Source organism: Pseudarthrobacter sp. NCCP-2145, from assembly GCF_023708005.1.
Taxonomy (GTDB): Bacteria; Actinomycetota; Actinomycetes; order Actinomycetales; family Micrococcaceae; genus Arthrobacter; species Arthrobacter oxydans.
Genome location: NZ_BRCG01000005.1, coordinates 128,041 through 151,804, shown reverse-complemented (window position 1 = coordinate 151,804; position 23,764 = coordinate 128,041). Strand labels below are relative to the sequence as shown.

The 23,764-nt window shown below is 64.4% G+C and carries 23 protein-coding genes and 2 pseudogenes; 9 read left to right on the top strand and 16 right to left on the bottom strand.

Translation table 11 applies throughout. The features are described from left to right. Positions 1-90: 90 nt before the first annotated feature. The 11 genes and pseudogenes from NFU08_RS06225 to NFU08_RS06175 all read right to left on the bottom strand — a co-directional run bounded on the left by NFU08_RS06225 (position 91) and on the right by NFU08_RS06175 (position 8,570). Positions 91-231 carry a hypothetical protein gene (locus NFU08_RS06225; protein WP_251421468.1) on the bottom strand — a complete coding sequence of 47 codons (141 nt, stop codon included), beginning with the start codon at positions 229-231 and terminating at the stop codon, positions 91-93. 334 nt (positions 232-565) lie between these two features. After that, a pseudogene (locus NFU08_RS06220) lies at positions 566-977 on the bottom strand (four-helix bundle copper-binding protein). A gap of 125 nt (positions 978-1,102) precedes the next feature. Then, the gene (locus NFU08_RS06215; RefSeq protein WP_397425333.1) at positions 1,103-1,981 is read right to left on the bottom strand and encodes a F510_1955 family glycosylhydrolase; all 879 of its coding nucleotides are present in this window, start codon (positions 1,979-1,981) and stop codon (positions 1,103-1,105) included. An 87-nt stretch (positions 1,982-2,068) separates the two neighbouring features. Next, complete coding sequence (locus NFU08_RS06210) at positions 2,069-2,698, bottom strand: DUF305 domain-containing protein (RefSeq protein WP_251421462.1); 630 nt, start codon at positions 2,696-2,698, stop codon at positions 2,069-2,071. A 148-nt stretch (positions 2,699-2,846) separates the two neighbouring features. Continuing rightward, positions 2,847-3,344 carry a hypothetical protein gene (locus NFU08_RS06205; protein ID WP_251421459.1) on the bottom strand — a complete coding sequence of 166 codons (498 nt, stop codon included), beginning with the start codon at positions 3,342-3,344 and terminating at the stop codon, positions 2,847-2,849. Between the two features lie 305 nt (positions 3,345-3,649). After that, entirely contained in the window at positions 3,650-4,042 is a 393-nt protein-coding gene (locus NFU08_RS06200) for a hypothetical protein (protein ID WP_251421457.1), read from the bottom strand. A 20-nt stretch (positions 4,043-4,062) separates the two neighbouring features. Then, on the bottom strand, positions 4,063-4,281 hold the full coding sequence (locus NFU08_RS06195; protein WP_251421454.1) for a hypothetical protein: 219 nt from the start codon (positions 4,279-4,281) through the stop codon (positions 4,063-4,065). Positions 4,282-4,732: 451 nt separating this feature from the next. Beyond that, on the bottom strand, positions 4,733-5,290 hold the full coding sequence (locus NFU08_RS06190; protein ID WP_251421452.1) for a hypothetical protein: 558 nt from the start codon (positions 5,288-5,290) through the stop codon (positions 4,733-4,735). A gap of 241 nt (positions 5,291-5,531) precedes the next feature. Beyond that, positions 5,532-5,753, bottom strand: a pseudogene (locus tag NFU08_RS06185) (DUF4396 domain-containing protein); the annotation flags it as partial. 61 nt (positions 5,754-5,814) lie between these two features. Beyond that, positions 5,815-6,921 carry a c-type cytochrome biogenesis protein CcsB gene (gene ccsB, locus NFU08_RS06180; RefSeq protein ID WP_251421447.1) on the bottom strand — a complete coding sequence of 369 codons (1,107 nt, stop codon included), beginning with the start codon at positions 6,919-6,921 and terminating at the stop codon, positions 5,815-5,817. Further along, entirely contained in the window at positions 6,921-8,570 is a 1,650-nt protein-coding gene (locus NFU08_RS06175; RefSeq protein WP_251421444.1) for a cytochrome c biogenesis protein ResB, read from the bottom strand. The genes ccsB and NFU08_RS06175 overlap by 1 nt, the downstream gene beginning before the upstream one ends. A gap of 302 nt (positions 8,571-8,872) precedes the next feature. Between NFU08_RS06175 and NFU08_RS06170 the strand changes: the two genes are divergently transcribed. From NFU08_RS06170 to NFU08_RS06135, 8 genes are all read left to right on the top strand, one after another. After that, positions 8,873-9,481, top strand: coding sequence for a TlpA disulfide reductase family protein (locus NFU08_RS06170; RefSeq protein ID WP_251421441.1), 609 nt, complete (start codon positions 8,873-8,875; stop codon positions 9,479-9,481). A gap of 354 nt (positions 9,482-9,835) precedes the next feature. Beyond that, the gene (locus NFU08_RS06165) at positions 9,836-10,210 is read left to right on the top strand and encodes a helix-turn-helix transcriptional regulator (RefSeq protein ID WP_251421439.1); all 375 of its coding nucleotides are present in this window, start codon (positions 9,836-9,838) and stop codon (positions 10,208-10,210) included. Beyond that, on the top strand, positions 10,207-12,156 hold the full coding sequence (locus tag NFU08_RS06160) for a cation-translocating P-type ATPase (protein WP_251421436.1): 1,950 nt from the start codon (positions 10,207-10,209) through the stop codon (positions 12,154-12,156). Before NFU08_RS06165 ends, NFU08_RS06160 begins: the two co-directional genes overlap by 4 nt. Beyond that, on the top strand, positions 12,153-12,662 hold the full coding sequence (gene lspA / locus NFU08_RS06155; RefSeq protein ID WP_251421433.1) for a signal peptidase II: 510 nt from the start codon (positions 12,153-12,155) through the stop codon (positions 12,660-12,662). Before NFU08_RS06160 ends, lspA begins: the two co-directional genes overlap by 4 nt. Continuing rightward, the gene (locus NFU08_RS06150; RefSeq protein ID WP_251421429.1) at positions 12,659-13,408 is read left to right on the top strand and encodes a cytochrome c biogenesis CcdA family protein; all 750 of its coding nucleotides are present in this window, start codon (positions 12,659-12,661) and stop codon (positions 13,406-13,408) included. Before lspA ends, NFU08_RS06150 begins: the two co-directional genes overlap by 4 nt. Positions 13,409-13,461: 53 nt before the next feature. Further along, positions 13,462-14,061: a cadmium resistance transporter gene (locus NFU08_RS06145; RefSeq protein WP_251421426.1), complete on the top strand. Its 600-nt coding sequence runs from the start codon at positions 13,462-13,464 to the stop codon at positions 14,059-14,061. A 258-nt stretch (positions 14,062-14,319) separates the two neighbouring features. Then, complete coding sequence (locus NFU08_RS06140; RefSeq protein WP_251421423.1) at positions 14,320-15,477, top strand: phenylacetate--CoA ligase family protein; 1,158 nt, start codon at positions 14,320-14,322, stop codon at positions 15,475-15,477. 82 nt (positions 15,478-15,559) lie between these two features. Beyond that, positions 15,560-15,790 carry a hypothetical protein gene (locus NFU08_RS06135; RefSeq protein ID WP_309296832.1) on the top strand — a complete coding sequence of 77 codons (231 nt, stop codon included), beginning with the start codon at positions 15,560-15,562 and terminating at the stop codon, positions 15,788-15,790. Between the two features lie 57 nt (positions 15,791-15,847). Here the strand turns inward: NFU08_RS06135 and NFU08_RS20970 are convergent, their stop codons facing one another. Beyond that, positions 15,848-18,475, bottom strand: coding sequence for an AMP-binding protein (locus tag NFU08_RS20970; protein ID WP_251421420.1), 2,628 nt, complete (start codon positions 18,473-18,475; stop codon positions 15,848-15,850). A 675-nt stretch (positions 18,476-19,150) separates the two neighbouring features. Next, positions 19,151-19,372, bottom strand: coding sequence for a DUF3188 domain-containing protein (locus NFU08_RS06125; RefSeq protein WP_251421418.1), 222 nt, complete (start codon positions 19,370-19,372; stop codon positions 19,151-19,153). A 1,023-nt stretch (positions 19,373-20,395) separates the two neighbouring features. Here NFU08_RS06125 and NFU08_RS06120 point away from each other — a divergent pair. Further along, on the top strand, positions 20,396-20,833 hold the full coding sequence (locus tag NFU08_RS06120; protein WP_251421415.1) for a hypothetical protein: 438 nt from the start codon (positions 20,396-20,398) through the stop codon (positions 20,831-20,833). Between the two features lie 219 nt (positions 20,834-21,052). Here the strand turns inward: NFU08_RS06120 and NFU08_RS06115 are convergent, their stop codons facing one another. From NFU08_RS06115 to NFU08_RS06105, 3 genes are all read right to left on the bottom strand, one after another. After that, the gene (locus NFU08_RS06115) at positions 21,053-21,832 is read right to left on the bottom strand and encodes a CPBP family intramembrane glutamic endopeptidase (protein WP_251421413.1); all 780 of its coding nucleotides are present in this window, start codon (positions 21,830-21,832) and stop codon (positions 21,053-21,055) included. A 202-nt stretch (positions 21,833-22,034) separates the two neighbouring features. Further along, complete coding sequence (locus tag NFU08_RS06110) at positions 22,035-22,184, bottom strand: hypothetical protein (RefSeq protein WP_251421410.1); 150 nt, start codon at positions 22,182-22,184, stop codon at positions 22,035-22,037. A gap of 728 nt (positions 22,185-22,912) precedes the next feature. Further along, positions 22,913-23,689 carry a hypothetical protein gene (locus NFU08_RS06105; protein WP_251421408.1) on the bottom strand — a complete coding sequence of 259 codons (777 nt, stop codon included), beginning with the start codon at positions 23,687-23,689 and terminating at the stop codon, positions 22,913-22,915. Positions 23,690-23,764: the final 75 nt, after the last annotated feature.

Below are 23,764 nucleotides of genomic sequence, written 5' to 3'. Positions count from 1 at the left end.
CGCCCCCACCTCGTCCAGCTCACATGATGGTTCCTGGGAGCGCGGCCACCTTAAGTGCCGACCTGACGTGGTCCCTCAACTCCCCGCTTCTCACCAGCTTCTCACCAGGGCATAGACCGCCGGTGCGCCCAGGTTCAGGATCTCTTGGACCTGCTCAAGGGACAACATTCCGGGGAAGGACACCGGCGCCGGACCTCCATCTGATTTGGCCTCTTCTGTCCGCTTCGTCATGGGCTCTCCTCCCTCGCTCTGGTGCTGCATTTCGTCTTGTTCGTTGTCCGCGCCGTCGGCTCTCCTATCACCGCTGGGAGCCAGCGGGTTTTCGCCCCTTTACGCTTGTCGGCTTAGGCCGCCGGCTGCCTTCTTCGTCTTAGCCATCCGCCTCCCCTTGGCTGAGGCCTTCCATCGGGTTTCCGGGGTGATGCGCTGCAGCAGAGCGTCGTGGCCTTCCCGGAGGGCGACTGCCCGGGCCTCCGCGGTCACTGCCCGGGGCCCTGCCGCTGTGGCGGCGGCTGCTGCCTCACGCTCTGCGGAGTGTGCCTGGTCCAACTGCTCGCCCTGGCCCTCACGTCCTAGAACGAGCAGCTATTGCACCGAAAACTCCTAGCCTCCGGCCAGGAGGACACCGCAGGGCGGCTTCGCAGCGGCAGCAGGCTTCGGCGCAGATCCGGCAGTGCTCGTGCATCCCCCATGCTTTTCGGCGCAGGCCGCGCACGCTGCCCGGCAGGCCTTCAACGCCACAACGTGATAGGGCTCTGCCCGCCGGTCTGCCGGGTCAGGATATTCCCGCGGCCACAGAAGTCGGCGCAGTCCAAATCTGTCGGGATACAGTTGGCGAGCTCGGCGACCATGTCCTCGTCGAGACACGCGTCCGCGCAAGCCGTACATGTCTGGGCGCACTCGAAGCAGGCCGCAATACATTCGGCCAGGCTGTCTCGGCCCGGGGCAGTGTCCGCCTCGGGGCGGGCGTTGAGCATGGCACTGACGTGGTGGCTCCTGTCACTGGGCGAGGGGCCGCCGGAGCCGTTCCCGGCCGTCCCCTTCTCCCTAGACACGCCAGCGGTATGCCCAACAGGTCAGGAACCAGTCAGGAATCAGGCTATTAGGCGCCCGCTGGCCGGAACGTCATTCCCCCGTCCGTGGAGGAAACGATCCCGTCCGGGGTGGCCGCCCAGATCCAGGGCATGCCGTCCTCGCCCTTGACCGCGGCGACCGCCACCACCTGGGCATCGATGCGGCCCTTCTGCGTCCAGGTCCGCCCCCCGTCAGCGGAGTAGTGCACCGTACCGTCCGGTTCAACGCCCACGGCCTCGGCCGGGTTCGCGAAGGCGGCGAACTGGATCACCGGCCCGCCGTCCAACGGCTTCCACGTTGCGCCGGCGTCGGTGGAGCGCTGGATACCCTCCTCGGTGGTGGCCAGAACGGTGTCACTGCCGGGATGCCCGGCCAGGACCGCCGGGGCAAACCCGGCCGACGCGGTTGTCCAGGTCTTCCCGTCAGGGCTGGTGCGCAGCGTCCCATCGAAGGCAATAATGCCGGATTTAGTGATGGTCATGGCGTGGAAGTCGGATTCCCCCTGCCGGGAGAGCTGTTCCCAGGTTTTGCCGCCGTCGGAGGACTTCAGTAGACCCATCGGGTTGGGCAGATCCGATTCGGGGCCCGGGTGCCCGGAGGCGTAAAACGGGCCCTTGTCACCGACTGTGGTGAAGCCCATCAGGTCGTTGGTGTCACCGATTTTGGTGGCCGGGGACGTGGTGACGTCAAAGAGGCCGTCGTGGGTGGCCAGGAGTACCTGGCCGGTGTCACCGATGACGGTGAGTCCATGGACGTGGGAGCTCGGAAGGCCCGAGGCCGCAATGGACGGTGCGGTGCCGGCGCCCGGCCTATCGGTTGTTGAGCCGGGGGTGCAGGCGGACAGCGTAAACAGAAGGGCGGCGGCCGCGAGGGCAGCCCCGGGCAGGCGACGGGTAAAAGAGTGCAGGGGCACGGAAACTCCAAAGGGTGGACCGGGAAATGTCTGTGGGAGGGCCCGGCCCCCGGGAGGGGGCCGGTGCCGGATGTGTGCTTGCTACAGGGGGGCCAGCAGGTCTTTCATTTCCTGGATTTCCGCTTCCTGGGAGCTGACGATGTCCTTGCTGAGCTGGACCGCGTCGGCGTTTTTGCCGTTGGTGGTTTCGGTCTTGGCCATCATGACGGCGCCTTCATGGTGGGCGATCATCTGGGTAAGGAACAGCCTGGCGGCCTCGGTACCCTGCGCGGCCTCGAGTTTGGCCATGTCGTCCCCGCCCATCATCCCGGACATGCTGTGGGTCGAAGGCATGTTCGTGGGCATCACCGTGGGCTGGCCCCAGCTTTCAAGCCAGCCGGTCATTTTCTCGATCTCGGGGGCTTGGGCCGCTTTGATCTTGGCCGCCAGGAGGGTCACCGCGTCGGGAATACCTTCTTTATTGAGCATGATGTCGCTCATGGCCACCGCTTGGGTGTGGTGCGGGATCATCATCTGCGCGAACATGGTGTCCGCGTCGTTGAAGTCAGCCGAAGCTGCTGGAGCCGGGCTGGATGATATGCCGGAGCTGTCATGGTTTATGCCGGGCGTGATGCTTGCGTCCGGACTGGCTGTTTCAGGGCCGGCGGAGCACCCGGCGAGGGCGATGGCTGCGGCGATGGCGGCAGCGGAAATGGTCAGGGTTTTTTTCATAAAAATCGGGGTCCTCAAAAGTACCAGCGGCGCTTAGGGCGCCTTGGACGTTGCGTGCAGGGGCGGCCCGGCCGGAGGGCGGGGCTGCTTCATGCGTGCTGGTGGCTGGGCTGTGCGCCGGGACGGGACACGGCGCAAAAGTGCCGGTTTACGTACGGCTGATACAGAGGTCACCGGGGGAAGGGCTGTCCGGTGAGTATGAATAGTTCGTGCCGGCCGCAGCCCGGCCATCGAATTCCGGCAGCACGGATGGTGCTGTTCCCGGCATAGGGGCCGTCAGTGGCGTGTTTCCCGGTGACAGCACACAGTCGTTGTCCATCGCGGACATCTCGGGACAGAACCCTGCGACGGAACAGGAGGAAGAGGAGCCGGTTGCCGTTTCGGCAACTGCTGCCCCGTCCGGTACTCGTCCTGGCCCATGGCCGGCATTGCCGGTCGGGGCGCCGGACATCGGCGCCATGGCCGGGCCGGCAGCTGCTGCGGGCATGGCGGGCCCGGCGGGCATGTTGTGCGCATCGGTCATCATGTTGTGCGCATCGGTCATGATGTGCATGCCGAAAATCCCTGCGATGATGGCCAGTGCTGCGGTCGGAAGGCCTGCACGGAGGAGGAAAGCGGTGACGGGGCCGCGTGATACTGCGGTCATAACTTTCCTCCCTTCCACACCGGATCAATGGTTTTAAGCGTACCGGCAGGGGCTTCGTGCCGGTCACAGCCTTATGATCAACGTACCCGGGATGGATTCAGTTTCACCCTCCGCAGCAACTGGGCGTTCAGGGCCACCACAATCGGGGATACCGACATCAGCACAGCGCCCGCCGGGGGGAGAACACGCCGGCGAACGCCAGGACACCGGCGGCCAGATAAACCGCGAGGACGTTATAGCCTGTGGACCGGTTCTGGTGTTTGCCTTTATGGGTGAACCTTTGACGGGTACCGCCGGGGTGTCTGTTAGGGGTGTTCTACCCAGCAGGCCAGGATGGTGGTGGAGAGCTGGTAGGCCAGGGCGTTCCGGGTAATGTTTTCCGGCCCGAGGGTGGCGGGCAGGTTTGTGCCGTCCACGTGCAGGACGAAGCTGTCTTTTTGGAAGACCGCTGACCCGTCTGCGGTCTCATAGGCCGGGAAGCCCAAGTTGGCGAGTCCTTCGATGGGTTCGGCGTCCTTGGCAAGGCCCTGCATTGCATCGAAGGTTGTCCGTGCAGTTGCCTGGTCTTTATCTTCCTTGACGGAGATTTTCAGCGCGCCTTCGCCCAGGTGATAGGTGCAGGTGAAGGTGTTGTCGGCCCAGTCGTTGGCGGTGTGTGGATCCGCGTCCAGGTCCAGGATGGACTTGAGCCTGTCCATCGGTTGTTTCCCGCAGACCATTAGGGCAGCATCGCTGGGCCCGTCGATGGTCGCTTCGGGTGATGATGACCCCCTGCGTTGTGCCCGCCGCCGTGGTTGCCGGCGTTCCCGGTCTCAGGCGGAGCTGCCGGTGTCGAGACGTTGGCCGGGGTGGACGCCGATCCGGCCGCTGTTGCGCAGCCGGAGAGCAGCAGGGCGGCCATGGTCAGGGAGGCCAGCAATAGCTTGTGCTGTTTCATTGCTCTTCTTCCGTCCTGGGGAAAATCTCCTCATACACGCGCGTGTGACGTTGGTGCCCTCGGGAAGGGGGCACCAGTACTTCGGAACAACTCCGGGAAAGGATGGGCGAGAATGTAAATTGCGTCACATATTCTCGGGCAGACCAGCTAGGCTTTGGCGCGTTTAGGAAGCTGAACCTGGCGTTGTGGGCGGTTGGGGCGCCGGGTGTTGGTCGCGGGCAGCTGCCCCGTGATCAGTCCTTGCTTCTCTGCAGCAGGGACATCGAAAGCAGCGGCCCGATAGCCGGATCTGGACAATCCGGTAATGGATGACCGGGGCCAAGGACGACAAAGCCACCGCGGAGGCGGCATCGAAAGCGGTCCGGGATCCGTTCCACGATTCGTGAATTTTCATGGCCGGACACGAGACTCACACAAGCACTGGACGTCCGTGGACCGAATCAACCGGTGTTCACAGGCAGTTTTTAGTTATCCACTCATCAACCTCGATCTTGGCGGCCACAAATTTATCGTAGTCAAAATCTTTCGCTTCGCCGCGTCCAAGATTCATCGTTGCTGCCAAATCCTTGAGCTTCGCCTCCAACTCCGGTATAGCCGACGCGTCGACGTCTTCAACCTTCTTTATGGCCTCATCCAGCGCTTCCGGCGCTCCCTCACGCTTGGACAAGATCAACGGCGGAAAATAGTTGAACGACTCCTGTTGAGCAAGAAGGTCCCCGCAGACTTCGCTTCCCGCCAAACTGTTGGGACTGGACTCCGGCGATGGAAGCACCGATGCGCTTGGAGCTGCTTCGGATTCTGCGTTTCCACCTGAGCAGCCGACAACCAGCCATGAGAGACACAACAGCATCGCAGATGTCTTCACTGCCCGGAACTTAGTTGTCGAGATCATTTGCATCGTCGGTTCACTTTGCTTCCGTCGTTTGGGGCGGGACCGCACGGCATTCCTAGCGGGCAGTTCATCCGACACATTCGTGTCGCGCTGCTCGCCATCCCGGACGCTTCTCATTATGCTACTGCCGGCACCGGGGCTGGATGCTCCTGCGCGTCGAAACCGACGAAACCGTATGCGGGTGCCCGCGGCTGCGGAGTCGTCGTGGCCGACCGTGGACGCCGCAGGGTCCGGTCGCACGGGTTTCGGGAGGCCACTGTGGTAGCCGTGTCGGTGACCATACCGGAAGACCGTGCCGGTGCAGGTGCTTCCAGCACGGCGAGCGGGAGTTCGCGGTGGACCCACTCGCATTGCATCCTTAACGATCACAGCGAGACGACTTTGACGCGACGCCGAATGAGCCAGCGGACGGCTGGTATGCGGTGAAGAACTCCAGAACCAGACCGACTTGCATGAGGAAGAAGAAGCTGATGTCGGTAGGGGCCGGCATGAAATTGCCGAATTGCATGAAAAGCATCCATCCGCCCATGCCGGTGTCGAAGGCGAGGACAGTGACGATGGCGGTCAGCAAGGCGGTGCCGGCACTCTTTCCGCCCTGGCCCGCCGTGGTCGGTTGATACGCTCAGGCACCTGTGATGCCATCACAGCCCGGAGTAGGAATGCAAGCCGTTGAAGAACTGGTTCACGATGGTGAAGTTGAACACCACACACAGGTAGCCGACGATGGACAGCCAGGCTGCACGGGTGCCCGTCCATCCCCTGGTGGCGCGGGCGTGGAGATAGCCGGCGTAGACCACCCAGATCACGAAGGTCCAGACTTCCTTGGTGTCCCAGCCCCAGAAGCGGCCCCAGGCCTTCTCGGCCCAGATAGCACCGAACATGAGGGTGAAGGTCCAACCGATGAAACCGAGCGCGTTGATGCGGTAGGAGAGGTTCTCCAGGCTAAGCGCCGAAGGAACGAGGCGCATGAAGCCGAGCTTGTCCTTTCCGCCGGCAGCCACCGATTTTTGCCGGTGGGACTGGACCAGCTGCAGGGCGGACATCGCGAAGGTCAGGGTGAACAGTGCCGAGGAGAGCACGGCGATGGAGACATGGATGATCAGCCAGTAGCTCTGCAGGGCCGGAACGAGGTGGCCCACTGGAGTCCAGTAGGCCACCGAGGCGGCCACCTGCATGATGATGACCAGGCCCACCACGAAGGTTCCCAGGAACCGCAGGTCACGACGGATCAGCGCGAGCAGGAACACAGCCACGGCGGCGAAGGCGCCGGTGGTGAGGAATTCGTACATGTTCCCCCACGGCACCCGACCCGCACCGAGGGCCCGGGTCAAGACTCCGGCGCCGTGGATCAGGGCGCCCAGCACAGTCAGGGCCACACCGATGCGCGCCGGCATGCGCTGCTCCGGGGCGTAGCCCATGCCGGGCTCGGCGGTTTGTCCTGCACCGGCCGCGTCCGCTCCTGTTTGACGGGCTGCTGAGCTGGGGCGTTCGGCAATGCCGGCCGGTCCGCCAACGCCGGAGGCCGCGCGGTCCGCGGCGGCGCTGGTTCCCGCGCTGACCGGAACCCTGGCTGGCCGGGAGGCCAGGGCGGGCGCGGCGGATGCGGCTCTGAGGTCCACCGTCCGCAGGGCCTTGCTGCTGCGGGCCAGGTCCCAGGCGAAGGCGATGAACGCCACGGTGTAGGTGCCTGCGGCCAGGAGCATGAACAGCTCACTGTACTGACCCATTGTTTCGTTGATCTCCGACATTAGTGCTCCTTCGGTGAGCGGGCAGGGACGGTGGCCGCAGCGGGGCGGGACTCGGTCAGGTTCCAGCGGGCGCCGAGCCGCGCACGGATCGCGGTGGCTTCGGGCGCGAGCCGGTGGTCTTCGCCGCGGGCCAGCAGCCCGTATTCGATCATGGTCCGCCCGTCCTCGTGGGCGCCGGCACGGAGCCAGACACGGCGGCGGTTCACATACAGGGAGACGATCAGCCCGGCGGTGGCGATCAGGGAAAAGACCAGGACACCGGCCTGGCCGGGGTCGGTGCGGATGTCCACCCCGATGTAGCGTTTGAGCCCGTCGAAACTGATCGAACCTTTGCCCTCCGGGAGGGTGTAGCTCTGCCCGGCGTCCAGGACAATGCCGCCGGCCGGACGATCACGGCCGTTAAGCTGGGTCAGGTTCTGCACGTCCAGGTTGTAGACGTTCTGGGGTTTGCCTGTGTCCAGCCCGAGGTCACCGTAGTAGGAGTTCAGGTTCAGTTGCGGGTTCAGCGGGTCCGGGTCGAAGCTGTAGGACACACCCTCCTGGTTCTTGATGGCCGAGGGCAGGAAGAACCCGACGAAACCCAGCTGGGAAGGCGCGGCGTCCGGGACCTTGAGGACAATGCTGGAGGTGTAGACGGCGTCGTTGGGCACGGACACGACGGGGCCGCTGAACGCGGTGTTCCCGTCACCGTCCTTGACGGTGATGATGGGTGCGTAGCCGTTGCCGACGAGGAAGATTCCGGTCCCGCCGAAGTAGACCGGTTCGTTGACTTTCAGGACCTGCTGTTGCGGGGCGGCATCAGGGCTTTCCCTGGTCGTCAGGGCGGCTTTGAAGTCGATGGGCTGCCCGAACTGCCTAATGGATTCGCGGTCGAAGCGGACCTCGAACTTGTCCAGGGTGAGGGCGAACGGGTCCAGCCAGTCGGACTGGAAGTTGGTGCCGGGCGTGAAGTTGTCGTAGCCGACAAGGGTGTTGACGAAGGTGTCGCCTTCGATGATAATTTTTTGGCCCCGGTAGCCGAACAATCCGCCGATCGCCACGGAAACCAGCACGCCGATCAGGGCGGTGTGGAAGACGAGGTTGCCGACTTCCCGCAGCAGTCCCCGTTCGGCCCCCAGTGAGGGCATCGGGCCGTCAGCGTCCCGGATGTCGACCCGGTAGCCGCGTTTCTTTAGAACCTCCGCTGCGTCCCGGACGGCGTCGCCCGGGCTGACAGCGGCGTTCGCCGGCAGCACGAGCGTGCCGTATTCGGGCAGCCGGGACAGCCGCCGGGGAGTGCGCGGCGGGGCTGAGCGCAGGGCCTTCCAGTGGGCCCGTGCCCTGGGGATCACGCATCCGATCAAGGAGATGAACAACAGGATGTAGATTGCCGAGAACCAGGCCGAGGAATAGACATCGAAAAGCTGGAGCGAGTCAAGGATTTTCCCGTACTCCGGGCGGTCCTTGATGTACTGCGTGACCAGGGCAGGGTTTGCCGGACGCTGCGGGAACAACGAGCCGGGCACGGCGACCACGGCCAGCAAAAGCAGGAGAAAGATCGCTGTCCGCATGCTCGTCAGCTGCGTCCATGCCCAGCGCAGCATTCCGGCGGGACCCAGCGGCGCAGGAACTGGGGCTGCCGCAGTGTCCGTTGCGTCAGATGAGGACATCGCTGCCTTCCGGTCGGTTTCATCAAAAGCGGGCACAGGTCTGGTAACCCGCAGTTCTACCATACGTAGAATTAGCAGAAGGGGCTCCTGCGCTTCAGGGAGCCTCGTCCTGATAATATCGCCTAAAGACGATTGAACCGATTCCGGTTAAGCCTTGCGCTCGAAAAGCCATCGCGGGAAACGGGGGCGGGCCGGGAACGGTTTCTGCGGGTGTGGAGCTCCCCAGCGGTCTGGCTTGATCCGCCAAGGAAGCAGTGAGCGTGATGCCCCTTTTGGAAACCCACGAACGAGGAAGTCATCCCATGAATACCCCATCCGGCGGCGGCCTGGCCCGGCGCAGCATCCTGACAGGTTTGGCCGCAGTGGCCTCCCTCGGCCTGGCCGCCTGCGCCGGACCCGATCCGCTCGCCGAGCAGGCGGCGGCAGGGGATAACAAGAACTACATTGCCGGTGACGGATCGGTGCAGGAATACGCCGAGGAGTCACGGGGGGCTCCGGTGGCTTTGAACGCGACCCTTTATGACGGCACGCCTGTCAACTCCAGTGACTGGTCCGGTTCGGTCACGGTACTTAATTTCTGGTACGCGGCCTGCGCCCCGTGCCGTGTCGAGGCCCCGCACCTGGAAGCGCTGTACCAGGAGTTCGCCCCGCAGGGAGTGTTGTTCTACGGCGTTAACGTCCGGGATGAAAAGCCGACCGCGGAAGCTTTCGAGCGGACCTTCGGCGTGACGTATCCAAGCGTGCAGGACAAGGACGGCAAGGTGCTGCTCGCCATGACCCGCTTCGTTCCGCCCCAGGCGGTCCCGACCACCCTCGTGCTGGACAAAAAGGGCCGTGTCGCGGCCAGAATCCTGGGCGGACTCGACAAGAGCACCCTGAAAGCCCTGATCACTTCCACACTCAACCCCTAGAAAAAACTGGGATGCCGTTTTAGGCTGCCTCCCCAGCCCTCCCGTACAGGGGTGCGCTGGGATTTCCCGAATATTCCAGCCACCTGCGCATATCCTGAAGGCCGGTCATGCGTGCACGGGAATCGGTGGAGCGTCTCGGCCACCGTACCCGCCCAGGACCTGAGCATCGGCCTCACCCGGGTGCCCGCGCTGCCCGGAAGCGGCGTCATTCTCTCCGGACGCCCCGGACCGCACCAACACCGCTCCGCATACCCCCTTCCACGGGCCATGCGCGGACTGGCTCCGACCTGCATTCAGGAGACCATGGAGGGCTTGCGTCTGGCACATATCTGCAAGCTTAGATATCATCGGCATATGACGATTGATATGAGGAGCGGCACCCGGTTGGATCCGGCCGCCGCGTTGTTCCATTCTTTGGCGGACCCGGCCCGCCTGGCCATCGTAAAGCGCATTGCCCAGGGTGAGGTCAGGGTCGGTGACCTCACCCAGGTACTGGGTCTGGCGCAGTCCACGGTTTCAGCGCATGTGGCCTGCCTGCGGGACTGTGGGCTGGTGACGGGCCGGATGGAGGGCCGGAAGGTGTTCTATTCGCTGACCCGGCCTGAGCTGATCGACGTTTTGGCCCAGGCTGAGATCCTTCTGGCCGCGACGGGCAACGCGGTCAGCCTGTGCCCGGTTTACGGTGACGCGTCCTGCGACGCCGCAACCACCAAAGGGGAGCAACTGTGAGTGACGCCTGCTGCGGCGATGACAAGCCGGTAACAGAAGAAGGTCAGGAAGAGGCGGAGGGTTTCTGGCAGGTGACCGAGGTCCGCGCTGCCGCGGTCTCCGGCGCTCTGCTGCTGGTCGCCTGGATCGCTTCGCTGCTGGACGCGTCCGAGTGGGTCACCCTGCCGCTGGAGGCTGCGGCGCTGCTGGTCGCGGGGTGGACGTTCGTTCCCTCAACTCTGCGCCGGCTGGCCAAGGGCAAGATCGGTGTCGGCACGCTGATGACGATCGCCGCAGCGGGCGCCGTTGCCTTGGGCCAGGTCGAGGAAGCGGCGATGCTGGCCTTCCTGTATGCCATCTCCGAGGGGCTGGAGGAATACTCGGTGGCCCGCACCCGGCGCGGGCTGCGGGCGCTGCTGGACCTGGTCCCGGCTGAGGCCCGGGTCCTGCGCAACGGAACCGAAGTCACCGTCGCCCCGTCCGGGCTGGTGCTGGGTGAGACCATGATCGTGCGCCCGGGCGAACGGCTGGCCACCGACGGGCGCGTCCTGACCGGGCGCACCTCCCTGGACACGTCGGCCCTGACCGGCGAATCAGTCCCGGTCGAAGCAGGACCGGGCAGCGACGTCTACGCCGGCTCGATCAACGGCACCGGCCCGCTCGAGGTCGAGGTCACCAGCACCGCGGAGAACAACTCCTTGGCCCGGATCGTGCACATCGTGGAGGCCGAGCAGTCCCGCAAGGGCCCCGGCCAGCGCCTGGCCGACTCCATCGCCAAAAAGTTGGTCCCGGGCATCCTGATCGCCGCCGTGCTGATTTCCGTCTATGGCTTCATCGTGGGCGAGCCGCTCCTGTGGATCGAACGTGCCCTGGTGGTCCTGGTGGCAGCCTCACCGTGTGCCCTGGCCATCTCCGTGCCCGTGACCGTAGTCGCCGCCGTCGGTGCGGCCAGCCGGATGGGCGTCCTGATCAAGGGCGGCGGAGCCCTGGAAACCCTGGGCAAAATCCGCACCATCGCATTGGACAAGACCGGAACCCTGACCCGCAACAAACCCGCCGTGATCGAGGTTGCCGCCACCGCCTCCTCCACCCGGGAACGGGTGCTGGCCGTTGCCGCCGGCCTGGAGGAACGCAGCGAACACCCGCTCGCCCGGGCCATCCTCGCCGCCGCCACGGACCGGGTCACCGTCATCGGTCTGGACACGGTCCCCGGGGCCGGGCTCGAAGGGACCATCGACGGGCACAGCGCCCGGCTTGGCAGGCCCGGGTGGATCGCCCCCGGGGCGCTGCAGGACACCGTCCGGCGGATGCAGGCCGGCGGTTCGACAGCGGTCCTGGTTGAGGAGAACTCCGTCCTCATTGGCGCCGTGGCCGTACGCGATGAACTTCGCCCGGAGGCCGCAGCCGTCATTGAACGGCTGAGCCGCGCCGGTTACACCACGGCGATGCTCACCGGTGACAACCGGCTTACCGCCGAGGCCCTGGGGAAGGCAGCGGGCATCACCGAAGTCCACGCCGACCTGCGCCCCGAAGACAAGGCGGACATCATCCGCACCCTGAAGGGGCGGCAGCCGACCGCCATGGTCGGTGACGGTGTGAACGACGCCCCTGCCCTGGCGACCGCCGATACCGGCATCGCGATGGGCGCGATGGGCACCGATGTGGCCATCGAAACCGCCGACGTCGCGCTGATGGGCGAGGACCTGCACCACCTGCCCCAGGTGCTGGAGCACGCCCGCCGCACCCGGCGCATCATGTTCCAGAACGTGGGCCTGTCCCTGGTCCTGATCGCGGTGCTGATCCCGCTGGCCCTGTTCGGGATCCTGGGACTGGCAGCGGTGGTCCTGATCCACGAACTGGCCGAAATCGTCGTCATCGCCAACGGTGTCCGCGCCGGCCGGGTCAGCAAGTACGGCACCATCCCGGTCACCCAGGACACCGTCCCCAGCCTGGAACCGGCCCGGTGAGCCAACTGGCACCGGTGCGGACCAGCGCCCCGCCCCGGCCGTGGAGACGGCGGGGCGGGCTGCTGATCGGCGCGCTCCTGCTCGCCGGAGCCGATCTGTTCATCAAGGCACAGGCGGAAGCCAACCTCGCCCGGGGCGAGGTGATCGAGACGCCGCTGCTGACGATCAAGCTTCTGTACAACACGGGGGTGGCCTTCAGCCTCGGCGCGGCCCTGCCCACCGGCGTTGTCGTGGCCGGTACCGGGGTCGTCATCGCCGCGCTGCTGTCCTGGCTGACCGTCAGCGCCCCGAAGATGTCCAGGACCTCCTTTGCCGGCGGAATCCTTGTCGCCGGCGGGGGCATCGGGAACTTCATTGACCGGCTCGACGGGCGCGGGGTCGTGGATTATCTGCACAGCGGATGGTTCCCGACGTTCAACCTCGCCGACGTCTTCGTCACCGTCGGCGTCGCCGTCCTGGTCCTGGGAACGTTGCTGCCCGGGAAGGACCCGGAGAACAGGGCGTGAATCTGGGCGGGTACTTCGCCGAGGCCGTGCAGTCCGGAGCCCTGCTCCTGGCCGTGCCTCTGGCGGTCATTGCCGGTCTGGTCTCGTTCATCTCACCCTGCGTCCTGCCCCTGCTCCCGGGCTATCTGGGCTACGTCTCCGGTCTCGCCGGAACCGATGAAAAGGCCGCACGCCGGCGGACCACCGCCGGCGTGGGGCTCTTCATCCTCGGCTTCGCCGCGGTCTTCACCCTGTACGGTGCGGCGTTCGGGACCATCGGGTCCTGGCTGGTGAGCTGGAGCGATGAGATCACCCGCGTCCTGGGCGCGGTCGTCATCGTCATGGGTGTGGCACTGTCCGGGAAGATCCCGTTCCTGCAGAGCACGGCCAAACTGGCCTGGAAACCGAACACCGGCCTGGCTGGCGCCCCGCTGCTGGGCATCGGGTTCGGGCTGGGCTGGACCCCCTGCATCGGCCCGACCCTCAGCGCCGTGCTGGCGCTGAGCACCACCACCGGGTCGGCCTGGCGCGGGGCGCTGCTCGGCTTCGCGTACTGCATCGGCCTGGGCATCCCGTTCCTCCTCGTCGCCCGCGGATTCAGCTGGGTCACCGGCACCCTGGGCTTCGTCCGCCGAAACATCAGGACCTTCAACCTCGCAGGAGCCGCGACCCTGGTCCTGATCGGCGTCCTGATGGTCTCCGGTGTTTGGACCACCTGGATCCTGAGCCTGCAGAACCTGATCGGAACCTTCACCACGCCCATCTGATCCACCCCGCCGGAATGAAACCCGTCAGGGGCCCACCGAGAGGTGCACGACCAATGCTTGGCATCATCGCAGCGGCGGCAGCCATGTTCGCCGCCACGAACATTGACGACATCGTCGTGCTGACCGTCCTGTTCCTTGCCTCCTCGAAAGGCCGGCCCCGGCCCTGGGAGATCGTCGGCGGGCAGTACCTGGGATTCATCACCCTGGTCGGCATCAGCGTTCTGGCCGCCCTGGGGCTGACGCTTGTCCCGGACGAATGGGTCGGCTGGCTCGGCCTGGTCCCTTTGGGAATCGGCGTCATCGGCCTGATCCGTTTCCTGCGCCAACGCGGGGAAGAGGAGGAAGAAACTGCCATCAGCGCAGTCGGCCTGCTCAGCGTCGCCGGTATCACCATCGCCAACGGCGCGGACAACATCGCCATCTATACCCCGATCTTCCGGACCATGGCGCCGCAGGACACCGTGGTCACCATCATTGTGTTCCTGATCCTTGTTGCCGTCTGGTGCGCACTGGGACGCGTTGTAGGCACGCACCCCAAAGTCACCGAAAACCTGGAGAAGATAGAACACTGGCTGGTCCCTGCGGTGTTCATCGGGCTGGGCCTGTTCATCCTCATCAGCTCCGGCGTCCTCACCCGGCTGTTCAACGCCTGAGAAATCACGAGTCGTGAGAGGAGAACACTGCCAGGGTCAGGAGGAACCATAAGAGAGACACCTATCGGGCTGTTACTCGATGCCCGGGCGGCCCGGAAACGAGGCAGCGCTGCGATCCTGGAACGTCAACGGGAACGACTGGCAGAGATCGTCACCTACGCACGGACACGCTCCCCGTACTACCGCCGGCTCTATCAGGGCCTGCCGGCCCGGATCACCGACCCGGGACTGCTGCCCGCGACGACGAAGGCCGCACTGATGGCCCATTTCGATGACTGGGTCACAGACCCAGCCGTGACACTGGAGGAAATGCAGTCGTTCGTCGCTGACACATCACTGGTCGGCGCAAAATTCCTCAACCGGTACACGGTCGCTACGACATCCGGTACGACCGGCACCCGGGGAATCTTCCTGCTCGACACCAGATCCCTGGCCGTGGCCAAGGCCCTGACATTCCACATGCTCAGTTCCTGGCTCACCCCGGCCGACATCAAAGAGATCATCCGTCGGCGCGGGCGGACCGCCATGGTCATCGCCACCGGCGGCCACTTCGCCTCAGCAGCAGCCGCGGCCGCGCTCCAAAACGGGCCAGGCAGGCAACGCGTGGCTGTGTTCCCGGTCCAGACACCGATGCCGGACCTCGTCGCCCAACTGGACAGCTGCCGCCCGGCCCTTCTAGCCCCCTACGCCTCCACCGGCCGGCTGCTGGCCTTGGAGCAGGAAGCAGGACGGCTGAACATCCACCCCGTTGCCGTTATTCTCTCCGCCGAGGGACTGCCTGCTGGAGACTACGCCAGGATCGGCGCAGCGTTCGGAGCCAAGGTCCTCCACAGCTACGCAGCGACCGAATGCCCCTTTCTGAGCTACAGCTGCCGGGAAGGCTGGCTTCACATCAACAGCGACTGGGTCATCCTTGAACCGGTCGACGCCAACCACAAACCTGTCCCGCCCGGCCAGCCCTCGCACACAGTGCTGCTGAGCAACCTGGCCAACCGCATACAACCCATCCTGCGCTACGACCTGGGAGACAGCGTCACCACAAGGACGGACCCGTGCCCGTGCGGGGACCTGACGCCGGCCATACACGTACAGGGACGAACAGCGGAGCTGCTGACCTTCCCGGGAAGCGCCGGGCTCCCCGTTCCAGTGACACCCCTGACGCTGAGTACGGCGCTGGACAAAGTTCACGGCCTCACTAAAGGTCAGATCATCCAAACAGGACCCCAGAGCCTCACCCTCCGGCTACAGCCCGCTGCTGGTGCGGATCCTGCGAGGATCTTCGAAGCAGCCCGATCCGAAATCGCCGCCGTGCTGACCAGCCACGGACTGGGCAACGTCACCCTAACCAGAGACCCCGGTCCTCCGCGCCTCACCCCAGGCGGCAAACACCGCACAGTCATCCCGCTGCCCCCGTAGGGCAGGCCAGTTATCCCGAACTACGCGGCGTTCCTGGTGGTGATGGTCCCGCCCGGAATGGCTGCCGCGGCGGGCCGGCGGATTGGACGCCGCCAGTGCCAAGGCCGTGATCTTCAGCGGCGCAACACGCAACTCCTTGGTCGTACTCCCCCTGGTCCTGGCCCTTCCCGAGCCGCTCGCCCTGGTATCCCTCGTCGTCGTCACCCAGACATCATTAGTGGAGCTCATCGGGATGGTGGCGTACGTCAAGATCGTCCCCTGGATCATCATGACGGACCGACCCCTCCAGCTAAGTCGCATCCCATCCCCATAGGCGGCGGCTGGTGCTGGTACTCAGGCTTCACCAAGGCCGCGGACACGGACTCGGTACTCAACGGCTTCCCGCGTGTGTTGATGCGGCTGGCGCTGGCGTAGGCCGCTTCCTGAACATCTTTTCCACCATGCCCATGGCCCGGGTGGCTGCGGCCCAGTAGAGGATGCCTGCTGCCAGGGAAACGGCGACGGCCAGGCCCTTCTGCGCCGGATCGACAAGCGGGTACACCAGCCAGTGGGTGACGTAGATGTACAGCGAGGCGCTGGCCAGCAGTGCCGTGACCCGGTGCAGTCCGCGCGGGACGGTCAACGTTGGCAGCCAAAGCAGGATGAGGAAGCCCACCAGGATGGTTGCGCTGCGGTACTGGTCGTCGAAGGATTCAGGGATAGTGAGCAGGGCAATGGCTGTCACGGCTGCCCGCTGCCACAGCGTCCGCGACGCGGCCGCGGCCCAGCCCAGCCCGAACAACCACAGGACCGGCCCCTGCCCCGGATACCGGCTGTCAACAAGGCCGAAGAGCAACGGCAGATCAACAGCAATCAAGGCAAGGGCGAAGGCCCACGGCCACCTGCGCTGGGCTCGGTCAGCGGCAGGAATTGCCATCAGCGCAGCGAGGCCCAGCAGGATGTAGACCAGGATCTCGATAAACCAGAACCGGGAATAGTCGGTCCATCCTTCCGGCCCCAGCAGGGAGTTCAGCAGGAAAACATTCGCCCAGGTATAGGTATCCGTCACGGCAAAGGCTAAACCTATGACCGCAACGCTTGGCACCACGATCCGGGCAACGCTGCGCAGTTGCCGCCGGAGCCGGGCACCGCGGGTACCGGTCAGCTGGAAGCGCGCAAAGTTATAGCCGGCGACGGCGATGAGTACGTGGGCGGTCCCTTCCCAATGGAAGAAACCTATATGCGTGGAAACAATGAAGATGATGGCAATGGCGCGGAGCACAATCCCGGTTTCCATCGGGGCAAGCAACCGCTGGTGCCAGCTCCGGGAATTTCGCGCGACCTGCCCGGTCGGCCGGACCGCAGGCTCACCCGCGGCCGCGGGCGGCGTCCCCTGAGCCCGGTGCGGGGCAGGCACAAGTTCGCAGACCGGCATCAGGTGCCAGCCCTGCGGGATGTAGCCGAGGGAACGCTCCAGCCGGACGGACGCTGCGACGTAGGACAGCGAGTCACCGCCCAGGGAAACAAAGCTGTCCGTGTCGGCGATCTCGTCCTGTTCGAGGACCTCCGCGAAGATCCGCCGCACGTCAGCCGGGTCTCCTGCCGGTTCCGGCGCAGTGCCACTACCATCGGTGCTGTCATCATCCGGTGACGCCAGGGCCAGGACCGCGGGGTAGTCCGGCTTTCCGTTGTCGAGGCGCGGTATGGACCTCACGGCATGAAGCTGGACAGCTGAACGCGGCAGGCCCAGGTCCTGGGCAAGGGTCTTGGCCACCAGGGCAAGATCGTGGCTTCCTTCCACCGCGGCCACCACTGCGTCGTCCGAGCCGGCAGCGGCGGCGGTCAGGCCAAAATCGGCCAGGAGCCGTTCCACCTGGCCCAGGTCCACCCGCAGGCCGACGATTTTGACGAACCGGCTGCGCCTGCCAACGATTTCATAGAGGCCATCGGACCCGCACCTGGCGAGGTCACCGGTGTGAAGCTCGGTGACGACCCGTCCCAGGGCAAGGTCCTCCGGCTGTTCGGCGTACCCCAGCATGACGTTGGGACCTGAGTAGACGAGCTCGCAGGCATCCAGGCCGGGGACGGGCTCCAGCCGGAAGGATCCACCGGGGACGGGCACTCCTATGGCGTGGGGGTGTTCTGCGGCCAGGTCAGGCGGCAGGTAGGCCATGCGGGCCGTGGCTTCGGTCTGCCCGTACATTACAAACAGGTCCCAGCCCTGCCGCCTGCCCAGTTCCGCGTAGGAACGCACGCGGTCCGGATCGAGCCGGCCGCCCGCCTGGGTGATGTAGCGCAGGCCGGGCAGGTCCATGTGCTCAAATCCGACGCGTTCGAGGAGATCGAACGTGTAGGGCACGGCGGCGAAGGATGTGACGTTTTCGGTGCGGGCCAGTTCCCAGAAACACGGGTCCACTACTGAAAGGTTGGTCAGCGCCAGGGACGCGCCCACCAGGAGGTGGCTGTTCACCACGCTCATCCCGTAGCAGTAGGAGAGCGGAAGCGTGGTGGCCGCGGTGTCGCTGGGGCGCAGGTGCAGGTATTCGGCTATCGCCGAGGCGTTGGCCTGGACGGCTTCGGCGGACAGGCGAACGAGTTTGGGGGAACCGGTGGATCCGGAGGTGCTCAGCAGAAGCGCCAGCTCCGGGTGCAGCTCATGCCGGGTTTCGTCCCGCCGTACGTCCAGTACCGCCTCGCCCTGGGACGCGCGGACCACGATGTCGGGATCGTAGGCGGCGACGAGCGCCTCGGCGGCGGTCCCGCCGGCTGCGGGCAGGATCAGCAATGGGTTGCCGGAGGACAGGGCCGCGAGGTAGGCCACCAGGGACGGCAGGGAATTCCCTGCCTCAAGGGCAATGAGCCGCCGGGCGGGGCCGAAGGTTCGGGCCATGTCCTCTACGCGGCGTGCCAGTTCGCCGTAGCTCACTGATTGGTTTTTGGTCCTGATGGCGGTGCGGTCTCCGAAGCCGGCCAGTGTGGCGGCGAACGAGACTCCTGCCAGTTCTGGCTGTACAGTCACAATCCAGCACAGTAAAGGTAAAGCTACCCTAACTCAACTGGACATTCCCTGGGACAGCGCCACCACGACAGCGACACGATTACAGCCGCCTTTCAAGGGCGACCTGACCTGGAAGAGCGAGCAGGCCACCCCTTCTCCTTCACACACTCGGTTTGACGGAACGGGAAGGACGAATAGTGGTGTCAGACCGCCTGCTGGGCCGGGTCATCCCCGGACTGCTCCGCACTGCGGGCACCGGGCAGAGCAGGACCCTCACCGCCCGCTTCACTGACCTGTGCCCGGTATCTCATGCGGCGGATTCGCCCGGTCATCGACACCATCAGCATCACAACGGCTATAACCATGAACGCTGTCATCACGAAGCCAAGGAAGCCCGGGGTCACCTGGTCGGGGCTAAGACCTGGTCTTAGCCCATTCTCGCCAGCGCTCGGGGAGGGGGTTGCGCTGAAGGCAATGATTCCCTGGGCCAGAGAATCGACTAACGATAGCTTCATGTATTCCTTGCAGTTCTGTCCGGGTTACGCGCCCTCCGGAGACGGCCGGGCAGACCGTCCTGTTCACGAAAGATTTTCACGACAACAGGGCGGAGGGGTCGTGAAAGTTTTGGGGCCATGCCGTCGTGCAACTATCCAGCCGGGGGCCTCCGTACCAGTGCTGAGCCGGCGGCGGCCCGCGTTACCTGATCATCTTGCGGACCTGGTGCCCGCGTACCGCGACTCCTACCGCATGGAGAACCAGACCAATTCCGATCACGGGCAAAGAAGCGAAAGCCAGCCCCTGATTCTGCGTAGCATTGCCCAGGATGCTAATAACGAGGCCTGCGGCGATGAACCCCATGGCACCAAACACCAAGGCTTTGTAAAACTTAGAGGCACCATTCCAAAACTCATTCAGCACGAAAGGAGTCTACCGCTCAGCGGGCAGGACACCTGGCGGGGCAGGCAAAATACGGTCCACCAATGAGCCGGCGCCTTTGTCTCCAGCCCTTGGGAGCAGTTCACTCCCCCGCTTTTGCCGCCCTTTCCTCAATGTTTGCCACGGTGATGCGTCTTGTCACAGGCTCCGCCTTTACCGCCGGCCGCCCCGGCACTTTCCGGACACTTTCCGGCTGCCGTAGGAGTCCAAACTGTGCGTACAGGCCAGGCGAGGCAACCAAAGATCAGGGCAATCCGGGCCCCTGCAGCAGAGCAAGGCACCAGAAAATGAGGATGTACGGTCATAGCCGGCTCCCGACTTCGTTTGGCCCTGACGGTTGGAAAGCAGAACATCAACACAACCGGCACGAAAGCGAAAAATGACGTCTCCAGCAGCTGGCACGTCAGATCAACTACTTTGCGCCGCCCTGGGACCGTCGAGGGTGGACGGCCCTGGACCACAGGCGCCGGGTTACCTTCCCCAACAATTGCAGGATTGGATACAGGGGCGGACCGACCCCAGCGCAGGTGTGTAATACGCCAGGCCTGGCGAGTCAGGCAATTATCTGTGGATAATGTCTGGCCCTGGTGCTGCCTTCCCAGCAAACCACAAGGTTCAGGTAGGCATAATGGACCGAAGCTCCGGTCAACCGCTATTTGACCGGAGCTTCACCAATTGAGCGGAACCATGGCTGGGGCTGTGTGGTGCAGTAGTAGCCGGCTGCTCCCCCACACATCCCTGTCGTGCGTCCGGAAGTTATCAATGCGGCGTTTCAGTCTGGCGGCAATGGCACTCCTGGGTTTACTGGGGGTGACATTTATCGCGCCCGGCGCCTACGGCACAGACCAGATCGTAGGAATTCTGTTCGCCCTAACTGGACTGGTCGGCGCGGTCGCAGTGGCGGCATCTAAGGGGAAAAGCTCTTAAGCATTCAGGATGCATCGTGGGCCGGGTGGCCCTGCAGGGTGCCTCCGCCCCCTTCTGATTTCCGGGTAAGTTGGAGGCATGCCCTTCCGATTCTTGTCCATTACGCACGGCTTCCAAGGTGTCGCTGCCGCTGCAGCCGTGGTCGCACTCTCGGGCTGCACTCAGCAGCTTTCGGTCGAGAGCGCTGATATCCCATCGTGGACGGCCACCGCGCTCCCGACTGCCGGCACAGCAGTGGCCGAGGGCGCCGGCAAAATCCTGGATGCGGAGCCCGTCAGTAACATCGTGACCGTGCCTGAAGGCAATTACACCCTTGTGCTGGCGTGTGACGGCGGCGGCAAAGCCTTCCTGACTGCACGCGTGGAAGAACGCGAGCTGATCGACTTTGGTGCTGCCTGCAACGGTGCCCGCGAAAGTATTAAACTCCGTATTCCGCAATCGGGCCCCGTGGAATTCACAGCATCAAGCGTGGACGCGCCTCTGCTTTACGCATACCAGCTCGTTCCTCGACCTTAGCCACTGCAACTGCCGGTCATCAGGGCACCAGCCTGAGCACCTGAACGGCCACCGGAGAAGCTCCCCCAAACGAAGGGGTCCATGTCCCAGATCCTTACCTCAGCCGGTCAGCACACCTACAGCGGTCAATGAGACTGGCAGTGCGCTCACGCACGGGTGATGAGGGCGGCACAAGGCTGGAATCTTTGCGCGGAGGCCCAGTACCGAGGGCTGAGTCAATTAGCCGAGCCCGACCGCCCTTCCAAACAGGCTGAAACCGACGAACGCCACAATGTTGAGGAGTGCGTGGGCGATGACAAGTGGCATCACACGGCGGCTCTTGGTATAGATCAGTGCAAAGACCACGCCCATCACGGCATTGCCAATAAACGGCCCGAAACCCTGATACAGGTGGTAACTGCCCCTCAGCGTGGAACTGGCAAGAATGGCCAGGGGCACTGACCAGCCAAACTTCCCAAAGCGGTCCAGCAGATAACCCACCACGATGACTTCCTCGACGATCGCGTGCCGCACCGCTGACAAAACCAGCACGGGAACCGTCCACCAGTAAGGGTCCAGGGCGCTGGGAATGATCGCTGTCGTGATGCCCAGTGCCCGCCCGACCGCGTAGAGGCCCAGTGAGGGGACGCCTATCAGGACGGCAAGCCCGAGCCCCTGCAGCATGTCCATTCCGGGACGGGCAAAATTAAAACCGATTTTTGTGAAGGCAGAAACACTGCCGTAGCCGTTGCCGGTGTTCGTTCTGTGCTGCTCGGTCAGGAAGTAGAACACCAGAACGACAGGTACCAGCGCGAAGAAGATTTCCAGCAGCTGATATGTCAGGTCAAAGTATTCGCGCGTGCTTTGGGAGTTGTTGAGTGTGGAGGTGCCCTGAGCCAGCGGCGCGCTGGTTATTTTGTCCAGAAGCTGCACCACGGAGTAGACGGCGGATTGTCCTAACGACAGTCCCAGTACTATCAAGACTTCGATCCGCAGACGGCGGCGGGAAGGAACCAGCATGGTCCTATCTTGCCTGCAGTTGCCAGGTCTCTTCCGGGATGCCGCAAAGACACCACAAGAAAGGCCGCCCGCTGACGGATCGGCTATCGGACCCATTTCTACTGGCTGCCGTCAAGACTCCTGCGATGGCGGCTAACTTCTCCGTTGGCGCTTCATTGGCTTTTCTAACCGTGCTGCGTTGAACCGGACGGTACCGTGTGTACTATTCGGCTGACGCCGGAACCACCTGCACGCAAAGGGTCAGTATGCAGGCCCAGGTATTGGCGCTCACGCCTTCAAGGGCGACGACGGCGGCCTTTGGATCTGGGCTGCCCCCGGACGGGATGTTGCCTTCACGGCTGGAGACAGGCATTGGCTTACCTGTGCACACCCTGCGACCGTTTGGCTCCTGAAAGTCGCCGTCATGGCGATGGACTGCGCGATGCTGTTTGGTTGGCACCCCGTTTTGGCGGATGATGTGCAGCGGTGGGTGTTCCTTGTCCTTGTGGGGGGAGATCCTGTTTCTTCGTCCGGGAGCACGTGCCGAACGGGGTGGGGCTGGCTCCCGGTCTCAGCACGTCTGGAGCCAGCCCCGCTTTATAGTTTGGAGCCCATGCAGTGAGGGCAGCATCACCGAGGCCTTGCTTTAACTGCACGTCTCTCCATCACTCCCCTCCTCAGCGCTCGTGCAGGCCACTGCAGACACTCCTTTTGCAGTATTAACCCCACGATTACGCGCGTAGTGCAGACGGGAACGGACAAGCAGTCTCCGAACCCTCCTGAGTTCTCAAGCGGATGCACCGAGGTCGCCTGCACTAAACGACGTTCTTCCTACAACCAGTCCTTGCCCGGCAGGACGGTTCCTTTTGGCCCCTCCCGGGGCGCCCGGGACGTTGACCGAGCACTTGAGTTGAAGACCCGCGAGGAAACGGCCGATGACCCCGGCCAGGCGTGTCTAAGGGAAGCGGGGGCGCGGGGTTCGCCCCAGCGATAGCCGCTTTGTGGTGCCGTCTGGCTGGGTTTCCGGCCGGTCAAGTGCCCTTGAGGGAGGCCCTGATACGCAGGATGCTGCTGGCCAATGGGACTGCACATGCCTGACAGTCAGGGCCTGCGGGGCAAGGGACGAGATAGATCCTGCACACCCGGGGCCGGCTCCAGCTGCCGCAGGAGGCGCAGGTTGAGCCAACAGAACACCGCAAGCCCCAGGTACAGGCATAGTTCCATCACCTCGCCATATTCTGAGATAACGAAAGTCGGTTCCGGCCAGATTAGTAGGCGGAACAGGCGATAGCCCGCGGCCAACAGGAAGGCCGGCACGAGAAAGAGCGGTGGAACGAGCAGGTGTTTGGGCGCAACGTCCCGCCGTGAGCCGACCGCTGCCCACACCAGCGGGGCACATGCACCGTACAGGCTGGCAAGGAGCATGGCGGAGGGGACCAGCTCCTGCACTCCCCGGAGGTTGTGCAGGTTGGTCTCCCCCTGACGGTTGACCGCATCCAGGTCTTCGGGGGTGTCCCAGCCAAAGATGCGCTGGCCCCAGGAGATCTCCTCGCCCGTGAGAAACCAGACGCCGAGAGTGACCACACCATAGAGCAGTGCGATGCCCAGACGCCCGGCCCGGAGCAGGCGGAGGGTGATCAGGGGCAAGAAGATGCATGCGCCCAGCAGGCAGAGAACCTGGAGCCATTCGATCAGGGAATCCTCGTCAACCAGCCAGAGATAGAGCTCCTTGAAGGGAACAGTAGCCGCGGCGACAACGGCGAGGATAAAGGGAAGCAGGGCCACCAGCAGCGCCTGGCGCGGGGCGATTCCCCAGGTCTGGGAATCGGTTCTGAACCGTACAGCTGCTGGGGTGTACCACCGAGGGATGGCTGGCATCTTGCCTCCTTGACAAACTGGCTGGGGCCAAGTGTCAGTCGTTGATTCACAAGCGATTCCCCAGCGTCCCATGCC